The following is an 18,967-nucleotide window of genomic DNA, read 5'->3' as shown; positions in this document are numbered from 1 at the left end:
GGTCAGCAAACTTGACATTATTCCTCGTGGAAAATACAAATGTTCTCTCCAGAAAGAAATTAACCCTTGATTTACAGTACTGAAAGAGAGATAATAAATACTAAATTTGTGTGAAAATTTTAAACATTAGGAGATGTAAACATGAAGGTCGTTAAATTCGGAGGCAGCTCACTTGCTTCAGGCGCCCAGCTTGACAAGGTGTTTCACATCGTTACCTCAGATCCGGCACGGAAAGCTGTAGTCGTTTCAGCTCCGGGTAAACGCTATGCCGAGGATACGAAAGTGACTGATCTCTTAATCGCATGTGCAGAACAATATTTGGCATCAGGCAGCGCACCTGAACTGGCGGAAGCAGTTGTGGAACGGTACGCTCTCATCGCCACTGAGCTTCAGCTGGGGCAAAGCATTATCGGAAAAATCAGAGATGATCTGTTTACGCTTTTAGAAGGAGATAAAAGCAATCCCGAACAATACCTTGACGCAGTCAAGGCCAGCGGAGAGGATAACAATGCCAAGCTGATCGCCGCTTATTTCCGCTATAAAGGCGTCAAAGCGGAATATGTAAACCCGAAGGATGCCGGCCTTTTTGTGACAAATGAACCCGGCAACGCGCAGGTTCTTCCTGAATCCTACCAAAACCTCTATCGTCTTCGGGAACGTGACGGACTCATCATTTTTCCCGGTTTTTTCGGATTCAGCAAGGATGGCGATGTGATCACATTCTCACGGAGCGGTTCTGATATTACCGGTTCGATTCTTGCCAACGGACTACAAGCCGATTTGTACGAAAACTTTACAGACGTAGACGCTGTGTATTCTGTCAATCCGTCCTTCGTTGAGAATCCAAAGGAAATCAGCGAGCTGACATATAGAGAGATGCGGGAGCTGTCCTACGCGGGTTTTTCAGTGTTTCATGATGAAGCGCTCATTCCGGCATTCAGAGCGGGGATTCCCGTTCAGATCAAAAATACGAACAACCCCTCAGCCGAAGGCACCCGAGTCGTCAGCAAGCGGGATAACAAAAACGGGCCTGTCGTCGGCATTGCCAGCGACACCGGTTTTTGCAGCATTTATATCAGCAAGTATCTCATGAACAGAGAAATCGGTTTTGGCCGCAGAGCCCTTCACATCCTGGAGGAGCATGGTTTGACGTATGAGCATGTTCCATCGGGAATCGATGACATGACAATCATTTTACGGCAGGGGCAAATGGATGCCGCCACTGAACGCAGCGTCATCAAACGGATCGAAGAGGATTTGCATGCCGATGAAGTCATCGTCGAGCATCATCTCGCCCTGATTATGGTTGTAGGGGAAGCGATGCGCCACAATGTCGGTACAACGGCAAGAGCCGCCAAAGCATTATCAGAGGCACAGGTGAATATCGAAATGATCAATCAGGGATCTTCTGAAGTGAGCATGATGTTTGGCGTAAAAGAAGCCGAAGAAAGAAAAGCCGTTCAAGCATTATACCAGGAATTTTTCGCGGGCGTGCTGATCTCTTAATCGTACATAAATAGCGGGCGGCAGCGCCCGCTATTTTTTATATCACCTTCATATAGCCGAATTCTTCATTTTTTCTCTTGTCCACTATTATCCCTGCCAAATGGATCGGTTCAGCATATCTTATAGTATCCTTCATAGGGAGGTGAAACCTTATGTCAGGATACTCTAACGGCGGCGGTTACGGCGGCATCAGTTCTTTCGCTTTAATCGTTGTATTGTTTATTCTTTTAATTATCGTAGGGACTGCGTTTGTTGGCGGCTACTAAGCTGCTGACCGTCTCTGCGGGACCCTGTCCGCCACAGTTTTGCAGCATTTGCTGAAGCAATCTCGCAAGGAGGTGCACAAAATGTCAGGTTACGGAACTTCTTTCGCTTTGATTGTTGTGTTATTTATCCTCTTGATCATTGTGGGAACTGCATTTGTAGGAGGCTACTAAATAAACGTAATCTCCATGAAGGCGGCACCGCAAGACTATGTCTTGCGGTGTTTTTTTGAAAAGAAAAACCCCTTCTCGCTAATGAGAAGGGGCTTGTTCTTACGTCATTCCTCTTTCTGTCACATGAAAGTCGAGTGCTTCCGCATTAGCAGAAACGCCAGCCGCTGTAAAAATCGCGGCTGCGGCCAAACAAATAACAAACAACTTAGATTTCAATTTCATACAAACCTTCACTCCTTTGTATTTGTTTTCTTGCCTCTTCAACTTGTAGAAAGTAGGAAGCAGACAGTTTAAACCATTTCTGTTCATAGTAATATTTTGCTACTTCTAGGGCTAAATCCTCTATATCAGCGTACATATTTTTATTTTTTAAGTACTGGAAACATCGTTCGATTCCTTCTTCATTGGGCTGATCCTGATATAGGGATTGCAAAAACTCGAATTTTACGGCATAGTCTGCATCGTCTGTTTCTTTAGCATATTCATAGCCCCGCTTGTGATATTCCGAAGCTTTATCATGTTTTCCCTGTTTATAATAAATCAGGGTGATTAAAAAATAGGCTTGCGGGAGAGAATTGACGATCCTGCTGCTTTCAAACGTGGAGACCGCTTTTTCAAAGTAATCAATGGCAGGGTCTAGAAGGTCTTGATTGTAATAGCATAATCCGAGATTGTAGTATGCTCTTCCGACCAGCTGGGCTTTTTGTTCCGCTTGGGCCATATTGAGCGCCAATTTGAAATGGCGTGCGGCTTGTTCGAAATTTCTTTCATCCATCAGGTTGACCCCGAACACGAAATGGCATTGAATGATTCTCACATTATAGGTTTCCTGCTCCACGTAAATTTCATAAGCGTTTTTTATATTAATCAATGAAAAATACGTTTGCTTCATATAATAATAAGCTTCCGCGATTTTAAAATAGAATTCAGCCCGTTCAATATGGTCTGCGACAAAGGAGAGCTTTTTCTCCGCCTGTTTATAGTATGTAATGGCAGAAATAAATTCCCGCTTATCAAACTCATACATCCCGCGGAAAAAATTCACGTAATAGTCGAGCAGCCCTTTGAGATCTGCCTGGTTGCTGTCAATGTTTCTTGATAATTCAGACAGGCTTGGCTGGTCTTCGATATTTAATTTCTCTAACGGCTCAAGATAATCCAGCATAAGCTGGTGCCGGAATTCCATTAGTGAATAATAAAGCAGCAAGTTGGAATCATGCTGCATGTGTTTCAGTTCCTGCTGGATTTCAGCTTTTAACACTTCGGCATCCGGCACGCTGAATGTCCGGATATATCTGTACCACTCGTTAATTTTTTGACCGACCGCTGAAGAAGGAATTACCCCGCTCTTCATTCCTTCACCCTCTCCCATCAAAAACTGTTTATGTCATATTTTATCATGTTTATAGACCGTCCCAACCCGAAAAACACGCAATCTTTGTTTTCGGGAGCACGCAATAAACCGAAGCGGTGTGCAAAAAAGGCGGATGCATCAGTTGATGCGCCGCCCTGTATGCTATTGCTGTTTTGCCGTTAAAGGAAGGCGGATGATGAACTTTGTGCCTTTCCCTTCTTCACTCTTGATTTCTACTGTGCCCTGGTGCATTTCAACGAGCTGCCTGACGATCGAGAGACCGAGTCCGTATTCACCGTATGCTGTGTTCGTTCTTGAAATATCTGCTTTATAGAATCGCTCCCAAATATGCTCAATATCCTCTTTTGGAATGCCGATACCCGTGTCTTCAATTTCAATAATCGTCTCTTTATAACCTTCCATTCCGCGCAGCCAAATGTCACCGTTTTGCGTAAATTGGATGCTGTTTTTCGTAATGTTGACGAGAATTTGAATGAACCGGTCATAATCGGCATGTACGATGACGTGATCCTCTACTTGGATCATCAGCTTGTTTTGTTTTTCTTCCGCCTGCTGCTGCAAGTGCTCTTTCACGATTTCAAACACCTCGATCAGAGGAACGTCTAGCTTGTTCAAGGTGATTTGCTGGGATCTGATTTTTTCATAATCCAGATTTTCTTTTACGAGCCGCAGCATGCGCTTCGTTTCCTCACTGATCAGCGAGAAGCATTTATCCTTTTTATCCTCAGGAATCGTATGGCTGTTCAACCCTTCAACCAAACCGTTGATCGTCGTCAGCGGTGTTTTTAATTCATGTGACACGTCAGCGATAAACTGCCTTCTCCGCTTCTCAAGGCGCTCGATTTCATCCCTTGACTGCTTTAGTTTTTTCGCCATGATATTAAAGTCAGACGCCAGTACGCCGATTTCGTCCCCGTAGCTGTTTTCCAAATGGATGTCATAATCGCCGGAAGCCACTTTATCTGTCGCTTCTCTCAGCTTTTGAATCCGCTTGACATGGAATTTGGACAGAAGCCAGCTCACGAGAATCGTAATCACAAGCGTGCTGATCACAGCGTAAAACATATAGAGGTTGACCTGATTGACCATCTGTTCAACACCGCTGATCGGAGAAATCAGCAGAACGGCGCCTTTAAATTCGTTCTGAACAAATATAGGCTGCGCCACAAGTGACACTTCATCATCAAAACGGCCATCTGCCCTGATCATGACAGTCTGCCCTTTTTTTAGCTTATTCCATTCTGATTTCTTCAGCTGTTCCCTTGGTGGGTGATGAAAGCCTTCAGGAAGAAAATAGGGCTGCTGCTCTTCATTAAAGATGATAAACTGCGTCTTTCTTGTGCTTAACATGTCCTGATAAGGATAGAGCCTGCGCATGTCCACCTGGCCGGCTTGGAATTCATTTGCAATCTGCACCGCATATGACGTCAATTCCTCTACTTTGTTCTGATAGGCAAATTCCTTCACAAAGTGGGAAAACAGAGAAATGATAATGACAAACGCTAAAATCAAAATGCTGATATGGCTTAGCAGCAGCTGATATAAATATTTAATCTTCATCAAATTTATACCCTACTCCCCACACAGTATACAGGAAAGGCTTGTCCTCGCTTGCAAGCTTTTTACGCAGCCGTTTGATATGAACGTCAACCGTTCGTTCATCTCCATAAAACTGATAGCCCCATACCTGCTCGAGCAGCTGTTCTCTGGAGAACACCTGCCGCGGATTTTGGACAAGGTAATAAAGCAGATCGAATTCCTTCGGCGTGAGATTTTCTACAGGCTCTCCGTTTAATAATACTTCTCTCGTCTTCTTATTAATGGTAAAGCATTCTGATTCGATCATATCTTCATCAATAACAGCTTTGCCTGTCGCCTTGTATCTTCTGATGACGGCTTTGATGCGGGCAACCAATGTCAGCGGGCTGAACGGCTTTGTGACATAATCGTCCGCCCCCATCTCAAACCCGATGACCTGATCTGATTCAGTGTCTTTGGCAGTCAGCATGATAATCGGCACCGTGCTTGTCTCTCTTATTTTTCTGCAGATGGTCACGCCGTCCATAGATGGAAGCATGATATCCAAAATGATCAGATCCCAATTTTCTTCCGTAAAACGCTGGTACCCTTCTAACCCGTCATGAACGAATTCCGCTTCAAAACCTTCTTTAAAAAAGAACATCTCCGTCATCGTACATACACTAACATTATCTTCTATCATTAATATTTTCATTATATCCTCCGGTTGTTTTGATGCTTTTTTATATAATAGCACCATTTTAAACAGAAGGTTTTGCGTTTCACAATTGTTAGTTTTTATTTCATCAACTAGAAATAGATTGTTCATATTTTTTTCATACCTTTGGACTACTATTAATTTATCAGCAAGGGGACGCGCCCCAGAGGCGGTCTTATCAATAAAAATACCAATGCGGAGGAACATAAATGAACTTTATCAAACGGGCCTTTTGGAATATGAAGGCTAAAAAGGGAAAAACGTTATTGCAATTATTTGTGTTTACAGTCATATGTGTCTTTGTTTTATCAGGCCTCACCATCCAGTCGGCAGCACAAAAGTCAAGCGAACTGGCCAGACAGGAACTCGGCGGAAGCGTGACACTTCAGGTTGACCGCCAAAAGCAAATGGAAAAACAGCAGGACAGCGGTGAAAAACGCAGCTTCGAATCAACACCGATCAAAGTGTCTGATGCGAATAAGCTTGCAGCGCTTGATCATGTGAAGAGCTACAATTACACCGCATCAGCTTCAGCCAACGCAGGAAACTTTGATGCGATTGAAAGCTCTAGTTCAAGTGATTCCAGCTCCAGCAGTTCAAGCTCAAACGCTAAAAACAGCCAAGGCGGCGGACAAGGCGGACCGCAAATGGTTCAAGCCGATCTTTCTATTGAAGGTGTCATCAGCACAGCATTAGTTGATGATTTCTCTGAGGGGGATTCAAAAATCACAGACGGACGCGCGATTACAAAATCAGATGTCGGCAAAAAAGTAACAGTGATCAACGAAACATTAGCGGAAGAAAATGATTTAAGCGTTGGCGATTCGATCACAATTGAATCAGCAACGGATGAGGATACAACAGTAAAACTGAAGATCGTCGGTATTTATAAAACAACATCTTCAGGTGATGACCAAGCCCAAAATTTCTCTTTCTTAAATCCTTATAACAAGCTTTATACGCCTTACACAGCAACAGCGGCATTGAAAGGCGACGACTATAAAAATACGATTGACTCAGCTGTTTACTATATGGACGACGCGAAAAATATGGATGCTTTCGTAAAAGCTGCGAAGAAAACATCAATTGACTTCGATACGTACACACTGAATACAAACGATCAGCTTTACCAGCAAATGGTCGGGCCGATTGAAAATGTGGCTTCTTTCTCTAAAAACGTGGTGTATCTTGTATCAGTGGCAGGCGCCATCATTCTTGGCCTGATTGTCATGATGTCAATCAGGGAGCGCAAATACGAAATGGGCGTGTTAATGGCTATCGGTGAAAAACGATGGAAATTGATTGGACAGTTCTTGACTGAGATTCTGATTGTGGCCGTTATCGCTATCGGCCTTGCATCTGTGACGGGAAATCTCGTCGCGAATCAGCTTGGAAATCAGCTTTTATCCCAGCAAATCAGTTCATCAACCGATTTAACGCAAACCGCAAGCGGACAAATGCCCGGCGGCGGCGGTGGCATGGGCGGCAAAATGTTCGGCCACAGTTCATCAAACGTGGACGTTATCGATACACTGAACGTCACGGTTTCAATGAACGATATGCTTATTCTTGGCGGGATCGGCATCCTAATCGCAATCATTGCAACATTGCTGCCGTCAATTTCAGTACTGCGGCTTCATCCGAAAACGATATTGACAAAACAGGAATAGAAAGAGGCGGAACCTATGAGCTTATTACAATTTCAACAAGTCGGCTACTGGTATAAAGACAAAAGCCAGCCATTGTTTCAGGATATTAACATCAGCTTTCAAAAAGGAAAATTCTACACAATCGTCGGCACATCAGGGACGGGGAAAACCACTTTCCTGTCTCTGGCAGGCGGACTTGACGCACCAAAAGAAGGAAACATTCTTTACGGCGGAAAAGCGGTTTCTAAAATCGGCTTAACCAATTTCAGAAATCAATATGTATCAATCGTCTTTCAGGCGTACAACCTGCTCCCGTATATGACGGCTTTGCAGAACGTCACAACCGCTATGGAAATCACAGGTTCTAAAAAAAAGAACAAAGAATCATATGCGCTTGACATGCTGCAGAAGGTTGGCATCAACGAAAAACAAGCCCGGCAAAAAGTGCTCACACTGAGCGGCGGACAGCAGCAGCGGGTATCAATTACAAGGGCTTTCTGCTGTGACACGAATCTTATCGTAGCCGATGAACCGACCGGAAACCTTGATGAGGACACATCAAAAGAGATCGTACGGCTCTTTCAAGATCTGGCACACAAGGAAAATAAATGTGTCATCATGGTGACGCACGATGAACAAATTGCAAAAGTGTCAGACATCAATATCAGACTTTCAAGAGGAAGCTTTACTGTGAAGGAAAACATCGCAGTCGTATAACAAAACGCGCCTCTGCCAGTGCAGACAGGGGCGCACCCTAAATCCCCCTTTTATATAGAAGTGAACATAAAAAGAGCGGCGGCTGCATCCCCCCGCTCTTTTTATCGTTTTTTTGCTTCCGCCCCTTTTGACTTCTCTCTTCGTTTCTTTTTCCAAACAGCCACAATAAACAGAAAGAGCGGAAACAATAATTGAAAAGGCAAATGAATATACAGCGGCACCACTTTCAAGCCTTCGTTCAAGTGCTCTGAAAAGTTAGTCGCGATCGTTATAGAAAGGATTAAGATGCCCAATCCCATCGGATAAGCCAATTGAGAGGGTTTCTTTTCCTTAAAGAGCGTAGATGTCCCAACCACAGTGGCATATAAGTAGAGGCTGACCTTAAAGAAGCCGCCGATGATCAGCGCCAGCATAAAAAAGACATCGAGCCGGTCTAAAAATTCTTCGACCTTGATTGTCTGGATCGTGCTTAAAAGCGGGAACTGGGATCTGAGTGTAAGATCAACATCAAGCACGCTGATATTAATTGCCACGGTGAGCGCCACAACCAATCCGCTAATAGCCATAGCGATCATCCCCATTTTTTTCACATTTTTTCTGTCATTCAGGTTAGGGAAAATCATCACAAATAAAACGACTTCGCCAAACGGAACGTACATGGTCTGAGTGAAAACAGAGTAAAGGACAGGAGAAATGCCGTCCGCCAAAACAGGTTTTAAGTTATGCGGGTCTATAGAGCCTGAGACAACAATCAGCACGAGGCCGATCGCGCCCAGTAAATACATGGCTCCGAAAAGCAGCTCAGCCGCGCGGGCGAGCACTTCGATTCCTTTTCTTACGGCGTATATGCTAACTACCACTAATAAACCATTTACAATAATGATAGGTGTATCATGATAAGCAAATGTCAGCAGCATTTCTCCAAAGTCACGCAGGACCCTTGCGGCAATATAGGCAAAGTACAAGATATAGAGAAATGAAAACAGCCAGCTCAGCTTGGTTCCCAGCATATCATCCATATATTCTTTCGGAGAAGAATTCGGGTAACATTGATAAATGCCTTGATACAAATAGAAAAGAAACAAACCGGCCGCACACCCCAACAGAACTGCGATCCAAGCATCCCTGCCCGCCATTGATCCAGGTGTAATCAATAAGGAACTGCCCAGCTCAAAAATGATAATCATGACAAACAGCTGCCTTATGCTTATTCTGGCTTTTTCCATCTGTCACTTCCCCTTTCTCCAGACCTAATCATCTTTAAACTGGTGTTTGATCGGATTGTTTCGCAATCCCGTTCTTCTGATATACGTCTCGGCCTTCACATCGATGGGCAGTTCGGGCAAATATTCTTTGTCCCATGTGTCCTTCATTTTCTCCCACTGCTTCGGATACTTTCTATATATCATGTCACCAAAACCGACAAAATCTATCTTATTCTTCTTGATCATTTTCACAGTATGGCTGATTTCCTTTTCAAGCTCTTTGTTGAGCGCTTTTTCAATAGCGGCCAGCACCTTCGGATTAGACAATTGGAAAGGGTATTTGACAGCATCTATAATTCCTTCAACCGTCACTTTCACATGGATGTGCGGACGTCCGTTCCGCATATCAGGTACCAGCTTTGTATCTTGATGGGTAACCTGCAAGCTGACCGCATCTTTCGTCTTGCCCCAATCAGCATTAATAAACGTATGCTGGACCTTATTCATAAGCCAGACTGCCCCCACGCTTTCATCATCTTCAATCCAATACTTTAAATACCCAGCCTTATCAAAAACCGCCAAGCCGTCTGCCTGAAGAATGGCTTTCGGGTCAGTTGCCTGCGTGTTTTCCATGCTGACTCCTTTTTTATCATCGCCAATCATCAAATAACCCGGAATAATCGGTGCCCTTGTGTCGCTGGCAAGTGTTTTCAAAACGTCCTGAATATTGGTTTTGACCACCCGACCGTATTGCGCTTCCGTGAAATCGAGGGTTTTATTGACTTTGTTTGACGGAATTTTATCAATAGGCGTCAGGATTTTCACGATATTTTCTGCTTTTGTTTTATGGGCAACGACGAAGGTCGCCGTTGTCCTAAATTCCGTGTCCCGGTCAAGATTGTCTAATACAAAATCCAGCCCTTCCTCTTTCGCCAGCTTTTCGCTGATTACGACCAGGTTGGTATGGGCAAAATAAAGCCGCCGCGATACCTTCATGGAGGCTTTTCTGAGTGCTTCCGTCAAATTGTCGCCTTCAATTGAATAGACAGATACAGGCGGCCTGTCCCCAGCACCGCCTCCCTGAAGCCCGCCGGCGACATTTCCAGGATTGATAATTTGAAGATGCAGCACGTAGTTGCCTTCGTTTGTCCGATCGATGCCAATCGCCGAGATAATCGCAAGATCTGTCAGTTCACGCTTATCCCAGCAGCCGGGCAGCACAATGACGCTCAAAAGCATGAGAACGGCTAATAGACATTTACGTACCATTCTGATCCCCTTCTTCCAAGTCTTTGTTCACCATTCCTCGTGAAGCGGCCGGCTCTGGGCGTTGATCCTTCCCCTGCCGCACCTTATCTTCCTTACTGATCGATTCCGGCCTTTTTTCATCAGCCCACCACGGAATCCGGAAAAGTGCGTCCTTTACGCCTTGTGAAGAAAAGGGTGCAAGCGGCGACATATATGGAACGCCGAATGAACGAAGACTGCATAAGTGGACAAACATCATAATGATCCCTAAAATCAGCCCGTAAAAACCCATAACAGCTGAGGCAATAATAAAAATAAACCGAATAAGCCGGGCTGAAATCGCCATCGCGAACGCCGGTGTTGCGAAGCTCGCAATCGCGGTGAGTGCCACGATAATCACCATTGCCGGGGAGACGATACCAGCCTGTACGGCAGCCTGGCCGATTACGAGCGCGCCTACGATTGATACTGCCGAGCCGACAACCCGGGGCAGCCTGACTCCCGCTTCCCTCAGAATCTCAAAAGCAACCTCCATCGTCAGCGCCTCCACAACAGCCGGAAACGGGACAATTTCCCGCTGAGCCGCAATGACCACTAACAGCTGAGTCGGTATCATTTCTTGATGAAACGTCGTGGCTGCCACGTATACAGCCGGAGCCACAAGCGAAATGAAAAAGACTAAAACACGAAGAATCCGTATGCTTGTCGCAATGTCAAAACGCGAGTAATAATCCTCAACAGACTGAAAAAATTGAACAAATAAGGCCGGAGCTATAAGCACAAACGGTGTTCCGTCCACAATAATCGCGAATCTTCCTTCTAACAGATTTCCCGCTACAACATCAGGGCGTTCTGTATGATACATGGTCGGAAATGTCGTAAAGGTTTCATCTTCAATCAGCTGCTCAATATATCCAGATTCCAAAATACTGTCAATATCTATTTTTTCCAGGCGCTGTTTCACTTCCTTCAGCACCTTTTCATCACATATTCCTTGAATGTACATGAGAGCGATATCCGTATTTGTGACAGAACCTTTTTTCATTTTTTCAACCCATAAATTCGGATTTTTAATGTATCGCCGGATCATGGAAATATTGGTTTGCAGAGACTCTGTAAACCCTTGGCGCGGGCCGCGGAATGATACCTGGGTGCTCGGCTCTTGGATGGAACGCTGCTCTCCCCCTTGGGTGCTGCAAATCAGCGCTTCGTCATAGCCATCGGCAAAAACGAGCGCATTGCCAAGCATTAACTCTGAAAAAAGCTTGTCCCAGCTCTTTTCCGCTTTCACCCCGCCCAGCGGGAGCGTTTTTTCAAGAATTTGCTGGATCGCATGGGAATTCTGGATAGACTCATCCTGTACCAAAGGATCGATTAACGACTCATGGATTGTGTTATTATCGACCAGGCCTGCAATATAAATAACAGCCAGATGGACATGATCCTGCTCCCCGATTTTAATCTCGCGAATGATGACGTCAGAGCTGCTTCCGACTTCCTTTTTCGTTTCCGCTATATTCTTTGCCAAACTTGGAGAAATGAGAACCGGCCTTTCTTTTTCTTGCTGCTGTTCCTGATTCTTTTCTTCTGTATTCTTGTCTTTCGAACTTGTATTGTTCTTTCGCTTAGATAATAAAGGCATACACAAATACCTTTCCTTGTCGTTTTCTCATATTCTTCCTTTTAAAATTGAGATTATGCATTAGGTTTAGATGCGGTATAACTTCTCCGCCAACGATAGACACTAAAAGCGGAGGATGATGAAAGCATGAAGATATTGGGCGTGACAGGAGTCATATTAATTTGTTTATTAGCTATTTCGGTATTGATGGACATGCTTCAAGGGTTCAGTTTAACAAAAGCCATTTATAACAATATGTCCAGCTTTAAGATGACAACATTTGCGGAATGGGTCGTGCTTTTATTTTTTGTGTTAGTACTTGTGAGAGAAATGTACGTGATCTATAAATCGAAAAAAAAGAACCCCTAGAGGGGGCGCTTTTTTCAGACGATAATATTGCCGTCTATTGCATCACTGCTGTGTTTGTTGATAGTCCCTTTAAAAATGCGGTTGCCGATGATTTTGGAATTGGTTGACGTGTTTGTTTGAATAGCTGTCGCAGTGCCCGCGGAGAGGTTATTGATGGTGTTTCCTGAGATGATAGAGCCTGCAGAGCCATTGAGATAAATCACAATCGGATTCCCGGCTGTTCTGTTGACTGAAATGGTATTATCAAAAATCTCATGCACACCGGCGCTGATATAGATGGTGACCAAAAGCGGAGATCTCTCTAAGTGGTTGCCGATAATTGAGGTTTTTGCACTTGTGGAGCAGTAAATGGGGTAATTTTTAAACTCTTTAAATGTATTGTTTTTGATGATAGCGCCGGCATTGTTTGTAACGGAAACAGAATATGATTCCGGCACTGCTTCAAACGCGCCAGGATTCAGTGTATTCCCTTCAATCACCGCGTTCCCTTGAGCAATCCAAATGCCTCGGCTGAATTTTCTCAGGAGATTATCTTTAATGATCATGTTTCCGCCCGAAACGCTCACACCGTCAACGACTTGAATGAGACAGTTATTCAGAAAAGCGGTGTCATCTGAAAGCACTGCGCGAAGACCGATGCTGCGCCTTGTTTCAGACAGTCCGTTTTGAATTTGGTTTCCGTCTACCTTTACGTCGGAGGACTGATAAACCAATATCCCTGTATTTTCAAAGTTGCTGATTTTGTTGTTCGTCACAAGAACGCTCTTTCCCCTGACATCAATTCCTGTTGAAAATCCGGTAATGAGGTTGCCAGCGATCACTGCATCACTGGTCTCTTTTCCTTGTGATACACCGAGTCCGGTTATCCCGACTCTTGGCGCAGCCGCCGCGTCTTCAGGGCGCCTCAGAATATTTCCCTTGATCACTGTTTGCGTCCCATATCCGTAGCTGATTGTATTGTCTGAGTGATTTCCTTCTATTAAAATGCCATACCCGTTAAAATTGGTCACAGAACTTGAAACGTTTCCAACAAAGTGGTTATTGCGAATTGATACATTAATCGGTTCCTCATAATCAACGTCACCTTCGCCATATCCTTCAATGTCAATTCCGAATTTCGGGGCTGTTCCATTCCCCGTCCCGGCATCTTCAATCAAGCATTCCTCCACCGTGACCATGTCACATCCGGTAATGGAAATGTTATTTCTCCTTGACCGCCGAACCTCACAGCGGCGGATGATAATTTGCTCTGACGTTCGATAGTCTTGATTGGTCTTTAATCCCCTTGGGCTGACTATGATCCCATCTCCGGTAAAATCAGAAATTTTCACATCATCAATGACAACATTCGAGCATCCTTCAATACATATGCCAAAGCCCCATTCATGGGTTGATCTTATCCCCGCCGAAGCATACGTATGCTCATCCCGTTCGCCGATAATTTGTCCCCCGGAAATGGTTATATTCTCTTGCTTGCCTACATAAAATGCGGAATAACCCCACGAACTATTCGGTATCACTTTCATGATACATTCGGGGTCCATCATAATCTCAAGGTTGCCGGGAACAATGATCCCCGCGTTTCGAAACTTCTGATTAAGATCTCCGCCAAGCGTTCCGTCTATTAAATATGTTCCCTTTGGAAACCAGACAGTATGATAGCCTTTCGATACAGCTGTACTGAGGCACTGATTAATCCGTTCTGTCGAATCCGTTTTACCATCTCCAGGAACACCGAAATCCGCTGCATTTAATATGAATTCAGCCAATTGCGAGCCTCCTTCTCTATGATTACTATCATGTTACTCACAAAGGCCCGATCTGCTTGTACATTTCTCTAAAATTTTATTAAAAAAATATAAAGGAATAGTTGTGTAAGAAAATCTCACGATAAAAAGTTTAAAAATTAGGAGGAAATCACTATTTTTAGGTATTTATAATTTTTCCAATATGGAACTATTTGAAATGAGTATAAATTATATTGACACAAGTATTATATAAGAATATGATTTTTATAATACACTTTTTTTAGAAAGGGTTTGGCTGACATGGCTTCGATTGATAACGAAAGTATCATTAAAAGCGTCCCGCAAAAAGGGTTCTTTGGTCACCCGCGAGGACTATTTACACTATTTTTCACCGAATTTTGGGAGCGTTTCTCTTACTATGGAATGAGAGCAATCTTACTTTACTATTTGTATACAGAGACGGTAAACGGAGGGCTCGGCTTTGACAAGGGCACTGCGGTTGCCATTATGTCGATTTACGGATCACTCGTATACATGTCCACCATTATTGGCGGATGGCTCGCTGACCGGGTATTCGGTACCGCAAACACCGTGTTTTACGGCGGCATATTCATTATGTTCGGCCACATTGCACTCGCCTATCCGGGCAGCGCGATCGCATTCTATATCAGCATGGTGCTTATCATTGTCGGAACAGGCTTATTAAAACCAAACGTTTCAAGCGTGGTTGGGGATCTTTACACGAAAGAAGACCCGCGCCGCGACTCAGGTTTCAGTATTTTCTACATGGGGATTAACCTCGGTGGTTTACTTGCGCCGTTAATTGTCGGAACACTCGGACAGAAGTACAACTATCATCTCGGCTTCGGAGCTGCCGCGGTCGGAATGCTTCTCGGACTTATCGTTTTTGCTTTGACAAGAAAGAAAAACCTCGGGCTTGCAGGTTCCAATGTGCCGAATCCGCTGTCTAAAAAATCTGCGATTGGCACCGGAATCGGTGTTATCATCGTGGCGATCGCAGTGATGATCTCTGTACAAACAGGCGTGCTGACGATCAAGCGTTTCATCGACCTTGTAAGTATTCTCGGTATTTTGATTCCTGTGATTTATTTCATCATCATGTTTACAAGCAAAAAAGCGGACAAAACAGAAAAATCCCGTCTTGCCGCTTACGTTCCTTTGTTTATCGGTGCTGTCATGTTCTGGGCCATTCAGGAACAGGGAGCGACCATTCTTGCGGTATACGCTGATGAACGCATAAGACTTTCATTGGGCGGATTCGAACTTCAGTCATCTTGGTTCCAATCATTAAATCCATTGTTTGTTGTCATTTTTGCGCCAATATTCGCATGGCTCTGGATGAAGCTTGGCAAACGCCAGCCATCTACACCAGTTAAATTCTCAATCGGAATTATTTTAGCCGGATTGTCATTTATCATTATGGTATTCCCTGCTATGCAAGGAAAAGAAGCACTCGTAAGCCCGCTTTGGCTCGTTCTCAGCTTCCTGCTTGTTGTGCTTGGAGAGCTGTGCCTGTCTCCAGTCGGTTTATCCGTGACAACGAAACTGGCACCAGCTGCCTTCTCTGCACAGACAATGAGTATGTGGTTCCTGACGAACGCAGCAGCCCAAGCGATCAATGCCCAAGTAGCCGGATTGTTTGATAAAATTCCTGAAACAATGTACTTCGGCACCATCGGTTTGATTTCTATCGTTCTTGGCGGCATTCTCCTGCTGCTCTCGCCGATTATCAAACGCGCGATGAAAGGGGTCTTATAATCAGAAACAGCCCGCGGATTTTGATCTGCGGGCTGTTTTTTATTGATCCAGCCATTTGCTGAAGCTTTGATCAAAGGCTTCCGGTTCTTCCAGCATCGGCTGATGGCCGCTCTTTTCAAAAATAACCTTATCCACATGGGGATATAAACCGTTAACTGCATCCCATAGCGAAACGGGCGCAACCAAATAATCATATCTCCCTAATCCAATATACACCGGCATACAAACATCAGCTAACCGCTGAATAAGATCAATCCGGGCAAATGTATTGCCCCATAATTCATCAATGATCGGCATATTCGTGAATACACCGTCCCATAAGGCAGCTGCATGCGGCCGCTCTTGATAAAAGCTTTTCGCTTCAGCGCGAATACACATGTGCACAAAGCGCCTTTCAGGATCTTTGTCGATGTCCTGCGGCAAATTCGCGATGTCTTTTTCAAAGCGTTTCTTTCTCTCAGGACTGGCTGTTTCCATAAAAAATGATTCACTTTTTCGTTGTCTTTCTTCACTGTTATCAGGCGCAGTATTAAAGAGCGCCACCTTCCGGACTTGTTTGGGATATGTCCTGGCATACTCTAAAGCCATAAAAGCGTGCCCGGAATGTCCCAGGATGATAACATCCTCAAGCTGAAGAAATGTTCTCATCCTTTCAATATCAGCCAAGACGGCATCAAGCCTCGAATCCTCCTCACGAAGCTCCCGTTTAGGCTTAGCAAATCCCCTATGGTCGATAAAGACCCATTGATATTTCTGTTTGATATCTGAGGAAAAAAGGCGCGGATAGTAAACCGCACTCCCGATCACAAGGATGGGTGCGCCCTCGCCCTCAATTCGATAAGCTAAATCAAAGCCGTCCGAGTGACAGATCCCCGCACGTTCCATTTCTCACGCCCCCTTTGTTTTCATTATATAAAAAAGCCTGACGCATGGCGTCAGGCTATCGATATTACCGCTTTAAATCTTTCAGGGTCTTTTCCCATCTGCCCAGCACCTCTTCAGGGCTGTGAAGCTGTATACGGACACCTGAAGTCAAATCAGCGTATTTCGCAACGTCTTCCTTCACTGAAACGATGCGGCAGAAAAAACGGTCTCTATCATATTCAGCATCTTTCAAAGGCGGCAAAGGCGCGCATTCAAGCTTTACATAATAGGCCGCTCCCTTCCACCATGCCGTGAACTGTGCTTTTCCTGTGCGAAGGATGTTGGCCGAAGTCATTGTGTTTTTCCACAGAGCGATTCGGATATCAGTTCGGCTCAGCGCGATAATTTCACCTGCACTGATCATAGCGGCATGCGGCCAGCCATCCTCTGATACTGTTTGCAGAACGAAGGCCTCATGCTGCTTCTCATTCAGGCATCTCCCGTCAAGCAGCTCAAAGAGACGGTCTGACATACTGTTCACGCGGATCAAGCCTTTCGTTCCGGCACCGCCGGAACTTCAATTGCTGTTTCTGTTTCCTTTGGGTCAATTTTAAACGCTGGATTGTATTTTTCGGGATTCGTAATGCTTTCCGGTTCACAGGATCTCCATGTAAAAAAGCATGTTTGGCACTGATAAACTTCCCATGCGCCTTCTACAGGCGATTTGCTCATGACTTCTCCCTTTTTTGAGTCGCATCGAGGACATGTATGCATTTCGAACATCCTTTCCTTATTTATTCATTAAGTCCATTAGTTTTTGTTCCCATTCTTTCGTTGTTAGCGGAGAATCAAGCGGCTGTGAATAATGGCCTCTTGTTTCCGGCGCAACCGGTGTAGTGGCGTCGAGAATCATTTTGTGAGTGATTCCTGATGGATTGGATCCCGGATCAAGCGGCAGGACAGATAAGTCCGGAATGATGACCGCATCGTGTTTCGGATGCATTTTGGTCGAAAGCGCCCACATGACCTGCGGAAGGTTGAATGGATCGACATCCTCATCAACGACAATGACCATTTTGCAGTAACCGAGTCCGTGCGGCGTTGTGAGTGCGCGCATGCCGACCGCTTTCGCAAATCCGCCATAGCGGGTTTTTGTGGAAACAATCGCGATTAAACCGTGTGTGTACATGGCGTTCACTGCCACAATTTCGTTCGGATACGCTTCTTTTAACTGCTGATAAAGCGGCACGCATGTGTTAATGCCGATCATGTAATCGCATTCTGTCCAAGGCATGCCTAAGTATAAATGTTCAAAGATCGGATTGTTTCTGTGATAGACGCGTTTAATTTTGATAATCGGCATGCTGCGTCCGCCGGAATAATGGCCTGTGAATTCACCGAACGGCCCTTCATATTCGCGCTCTCCGGCAATAATCTCACCTTCAAGCACCACTTCAGCGCCCCACGGAACATCAAGATCAGACAGCTTTGATTTGACGATGCGATATGGTTCGCCTTGAATCGCACCTGCCATTTCGTATTCTGATTGATCATAGAGAAGCGGAGTCGATGCCGCCGTTGTAATGACCGGCTCACAGCCGAGCGCAATAGTGACCGGAAGATTGATGCCGCGTTCTTCAGCTTGGCGCAGATGGATTGCAATATCGTGCTGCGGGACAGGCTGAATGCCGAGGCGGTCTTTTCCTTTGACCTGCATTCTGTAAATGCCGACATTTTGTTTGCCGAAGTTGTCAGGGTCTTCAAGATCACGGGAAATGACACACGCTTTGTCTAAATAGTAGCCTCCATCACCTTGGTTAATTCTGAAAAGAGGCAGTATATCGAACAAATTGATATCTTCTGTGATTTCATTTTCATGAAATGGCGCTGTTTCCTCACGTTTGACCGGCATCGGAAACTGGTCATAACGCTTTGCGAATTCAAAAAACTGTTCTTTTACCGGTGTGTCTTTTGGCATGCCCAGCATCATGGCATGGTTTGGCCAAGAGCCGATGACATTCATCGCAATTCGCGCGTTATGATAGCCGTAAATGTTGTTAAATAAGAGCGCAGGGCTTTTATCGCCAAGATTGCTGGCTGCCCGTGCGGCGGCCCCTAAATCCGGTTCCGGCTTTACCTCTTCATTCACTGTAAGCAGCTGTCCTTCTTTTTCAAGGGCAGCGAGAAATTCTCTGAAATCTTGATAAGCCATG

The 18,967-nt window shown here is 44.8% G+C and carries 19 protein-coding genes; 7 read left to right on the top strand and 12 right to left on the bottom strand.

The annotated features are described in order from the left end of the window. Positions 1 to 141 precede the first annotated feature (141 nt). The 3 genes from NYE56_RS01650 to NYE56_RS01640 all read left to right on the top strand — a co-directional run bounded on the left by NYE56_RS01650 (position 142) and on the right by NYE56_RS01640 (position 1,943). Entirely contained in the window at positions 142 to 1,506 is a 1,365-nt protein-coding gene (locus NYE56_RS01650) for an aspartate kinase (RefSeq protein ID WP_341283369.1), read from the top strand. Between the two features lie 152 nt (positions 1,507 to 1,658). Next, complete coding sequence (locus tag NYE56_RS01645) at positions 1,659 to 1,772, top strand: YjcZ family sporulation protein (protein WP_014478831.1); 114 nt, start codon at positions 1,659 to 1,661, stop codon at positions 1,770 to 1,772. 81 nt (positions 1,773 to 1,853) lie between these two features. After that, positions 1,854 to 1,943, top strand: coding sequence for a YjcZ family sporulation protein (locus NYE56_RS01640; protein ID WP_015482794.1), 90 nt, complete (start codon positions 1,854 to 1,856; stop codon positions 1,941 to 1,943). A gap of 99 nt (positions 1,944 to 2,042) precedes the next feature. On the opposite strand, the gene phrC is transcribed toward NYE56_RS01640, so the two are convergent. The 4 genes from phrC to yclJ all read right to left on the bottom strand — a co-directional run bounded on the left by phrC (position 2,043) and on the right by yclJ (position 5,551). Further along, positions 2,043 to 2,165, bottom strand: a complete 123-nt coding sequence (gene phrC / locus NYE56_RS01635) for a phosphatase RapC inhibitor PhrC (protein WP_003224994.1) — start codon at positions 2,163 to 2,165, stop codon at positions 2,043 to 2,045. After that, the gene (gene rapC, locus NYE56_RS01630) at positions 2,149 to 3,297 is read right to left on the bottom strand and encodes a response regulator aspartate phosphatase RapC (protein WP_014475800.1); all 1,149 of its coding nucleotides are present in this window, start codon (positions 3,295 to 3,297) and stop codon (positions 2,149 to 2,151) included. The genes phrC and rapC overlap by 17 nt, the downstream gene beginning before the upstream one ends. Positions 3,298 to 3,459: 162 nt before the next feature. Next, positions 3,460 to 4,881 carry a two-component system sensor histidine kinase YclK gene (yclK, locus tag NYE56_RS01625; RefSeq protein ID WP_072173981.1) on the bottom strand — a complete coding sequence of 474 codons (1,422 nt, stop codon included), beginning with the start codon at positions 4,879 to 4,881 and terminating at the stop codon, positions 3,460 to 3,462. Beyond that, on the bottom strand, positions 4,868 to 5,551 hold the full coding sequence (yclJ, locus tag NYE56_RS01620) for a two-component system response regulator YclJ (RefSeq protein ID WP_015482792.1): 684 nt from the start codon (positions 5,549 to 5,551) through the stop codon (positions 4,868 to 4,870). The genes yclK and yclJ overlap by 14 nt, the downstream gene beginning before the upstream one ends. A 212-nt stretch (positions 5,552 to 5,763) precedes the next feature. On the opposite strand from yclJ, the gene NYE56_RS01615 reads away from it, so the two are divergent. Then, entirely contained in the window at positions 5,764 to 7,224 is a 1,461-nt protein-coding gene (locus NYE56_RS01615) for an ABC transporter permease (protein ID WP_341283368.1), read from the top strand. Between the two features lie 15 nt (positions 7,225 to 7,239). Further along, complete coding sequence (locus NYE56_RS01610; protein ID WP_341283367.1) at positions 7,240 to 7,920, top strand: ABC transporter ATP-binding protein; 681 nt, start codon at positions 7,240 to 7,242, stop codon at positions 7,918 to 7,920. A 101-nt stretch (positions 7,921 to 8,021) separates the two neighbouring features. Here NYE56_RS01610 and gerKB read toward each other — a convergent pair whose 3' ends face one another. Genes gerKB through gerKA form a run of 3 tightly spaced genes read right to left on the bottom strand, consistent with a single transcriptional unit; the run spans position 8,022 to position 12,015 of the window. Further along, positions 8,022 to 9,146 carry a spore germination protein GerKB gene (gene gerKB / locus NYE56_RS01605; RefSeq protein WP_047182086.1) on the bottom strand — a complete coding sequence of 375 codons (1,125 nt, stop codon included), beginning with the start codon at positions 9,144 to 9,146 and terminating at the stop codon, positions 8,022 to 8,024. Between the two features lie 24 nt (positions 9,147 to 9,170). Next, positions 9,171 to 10,394 carry a spore germination protein GerKC gene (gene gerKC, locus NYE56_RS01600; RefSeq protein ID WP_341283366.1) on the bottom strand — a complete coding sequence of 408 codons (1,224 nt, stop codon included), beginning with the start codon at positions 10,392 to 10,394 and terminating at the stop codon, positions 9,171 to 9,173. Continuing rightward, positions 10,384 to 12,015, bottom strand: a complete 1,632-nt coding sequence (gerKA, locus tag NYE56_RS01595) for a spore germination protein GerKA (RefSeq protein ID WP_326210665.1) — start codon at positions 12,013 to 12,015, stop codon at positions 10,384 to 10,386. Before gerKA ends, gerKC begins: the two co-directional genes overlap by 11 nt. A gap of 126 nt (positions 12,016 to 12,141) precedes the next feature. Here gerKA and NYE56_RS01590 point away from each other — a divergent pair, with 126 nt between their 5' ends. Then, on the top strand, positions 12,142 to 12,363 hold the full coding sequence (locus NYE56_RS01590; RefSeq protein ID WP_014475793.1) for a hypothetical protein: 222 nt from the start codon (positions 12,142 to 12,144) through the stop codon (positions 12,361 to 12,363). 14 nt (positions 12,364 to 12,377) lie between these two features. On the opposite strand, the gene NYE56_RS01585 is transcribed toward NYE56_RS01590, so the two are convergent. Further along, positions 12,378 to 14,132 (bottom strand): right-handed parallel beta-helix repeat-containing protein, encoded by a 1,755-nt coding sequence (locus NYE56_RS01585; RefSeq protein WP_326210667.1) that lies wholly within the window; start codon positions 14,130 to 14,132, stop codon positions 12,378 to 12,380. Between the two features lie 279 nt (positions 14,133 to 14,411). Between NYE56_RS01585 and NYE56_RS01580 the strand changes: the two genes are divergently transcribed. After that, a complete protein-coding gene (locus tag NYE56_RS01580) occupies positions 14,412 to 15,890 on the top strand; it encodes a peptide MFS transporter (protein ID WP_268554587.1) in 1,479 nt (492 codons plus the stop codon). 39 nt (positions 15,891 to 15,929) lie between these two features. On the opposite strand, the gene NYE56_RS01575 is transcribed toward NYE56_RS01580, so the two are convergent. The 4 genes from NYE56_RS01575 to bsdC form a co-directional block, all read right to left on the bottom strand. Continuing rightward, positions 15,930 to 16,775 carry an alpha/beta fold hydrolase gene (locus NYE56_RS01575; protein ID WP_341283365.1) on the bottom strand — a complete coding sequence of 282 codons (846 nt, stop codon included), beginning with the start codon at positions 16,773 to 16,775 and terminating at the stop codon, positions 15,930 to 15,932. Positions 16,776 to 16,839: 64 nt separating this feature from the next. Continuing rightward, a complete protein-coding gene (locus NYE56_RS01570) occupies positions 16,840 to 17,304 on the bottom strand; it encodes a pyridoxamine 5'-phosphate oxidase family protein (RefSeq protein ID WP_268554585.1) in 465 nt (154 codons plus the stop codon). Next, complete coding sequence (gene bsdD, locus NYE56_RS01565) at positions 17,301 to 17,528, bottom strand: phenolic acid decarboxylase subunit BsdD (protein ID WP_010886405.1); 228 nt, start codon at positions 17,526 to 17,528, stop codon at positions 17,301 to 17,303. Before bsdD ends, NYE56_RS01570 begins: the two co-directional genes overlap by 4 nt. Before the next feature lie 16 nt (positions 17,529 to 17,544). After that, on the bottom strand, positions 17,545 to 18,966 hold the full coding sequence (gene bsdC / locus NYE56_RS01560) for a phenolic acid decarboxylase BsdC (protein WP_003234529.1): 1,422 nt from the start codon (positions 18,964 to 18,966) through the stop codon (positions 17,545 to 17,547). Between the last annotated feature and the right edge of the window lies 1 nt (position 18,967).

Source organism: Bacillus sp. FSL R5-0603 (genome assembly GCF_038050295.1).
In the GTDB taxonomy this organism is placed as follows: Bacteria; Bacillota; Bacilli; order Bacillales; family Bacillaceae; genus Bacillus; species Bacillus subtilis.
This window is presented reverse-complemented; position numbering and strand designations above follow the sequence as displayed.

What these genes read in the sequence shown, in the direction of transcription:
- NYE56_RS01650 (WP_341283369.1), top strand. Translation starts at nt 142, where the DNA reads ATGAAGGTCGTTAAATTCGGAGGCAGCTCACTTGCTTCAGGCGCCCAG.
- phrC (WP_003224994.1), bottom strand. Translation starts at nt 2,165, where the DNA reads ATGAAATTGAAATCTAAGTTGTTTGTTATTTGTTTGGCCGCAGCCGCG.
- NYE56_RS01590 (WP_014475793.1), top strand. Translation starts at nt 12,142, where the DNA reads ATGAAGATATTGGGCGTGACAGGAGTCATATTAATTTGTTTATTAGCT.
- NYE56_RS01575 (WP_341283365.1), bottom strand. Translation starts at nt 16,775, where the DNA reads ATGGAACGTGCGGGGATCTGTCACTCGGACGGCTTTGATTTAGCTTAT.
- NYE56_RS01610 (WP_341283367.1), top strand. Translation starts at nt 7,240, where the DNA reads ATGAGCTTATTACAATTTCAACAAGTCGGCTACTGGTATAAAGACAAA.
- gerKB (WP_047182086.1), bottom strand. Translation starts at nt 9,146, where the DNA reads ATGGAAAAAGCCAGAATAAGCATAAGGCAGCTGTTTGTCATGATTATC.
- NYE56_RS01615 (WP_341283368.1), top strand. Translation starts at nt 5,764, where the DNA reads ATGAACTTTATCAAACGGGCCTTTTGGAATATGAAGGCTAAAAAGGGA.
- rapC (WP_014475800.1), bottom strand. Translation starts at nt 3,297, where the DNA reads ATGAAGAGCGGGGTAATTCCTTCTTCAGCGGTCGGTCAAAAAATTAAC.
- NYE56_RS01645 (WP_014478831.1), top strand. Translation starts at nt 1,659, where the DNA reads ATGTCAGGATACTCTAACGGCGGCGGTTACGGCGGCATCAGTTCTTTC.
- gerKC (WP_341283366.1), bottom strand. Translation starts at nt 10,394, where the DNA reads ATGGTACGTAAATGTCTATTAGCCGTTCTCATGCTTTTGAGCGTCATT.
- yclJ (WP_015482792.1), bottom strand. Translation starts at nt 5,551, where the DNA reads ATGAAAATATTAATGATAGAAGATAATGTTAGTGTATGTACGATGACG.
- NYE56_RS01640 (WP_015482794.1), top strand. Translation starts at nt 1,854, where the DNA reads ATGTCAGGTTACGGAACTTCTTTCGCTTTGATTGTTGTGTTATTTATC.
- bsdC (WP_003234529.1), bottom strand. Translation starts at nt 18,966, where the DNA reads ATGGCTTATCAAGATTTCAGAGAATTTCTCGCTGCCCTTGAAAAAGAA.
- bsdD (WP_010886405.1), bottom strand. Translation starts at nt 17,528, where the DNA reads ATGCATACATGTCCTCGATGCGACTCAAAAAAGGGAGAAGTCATGAGC.
- gerKA (WP_326210665.1), bottom strand. Translation starts at nt 12,015, where the DNA reads ATGCCTTTATTATCTAAGCGAAAGAACAATACAAGTTCGAAAGACAAG.
- NYE56_RS01580 (WP_268554587.1), top strand. Translation starts at nt 14,412, where the DNA reads ATGGCTTCGATTGATAACGAAAGTATCATTAAAAGCGTCCCGCAAAAA.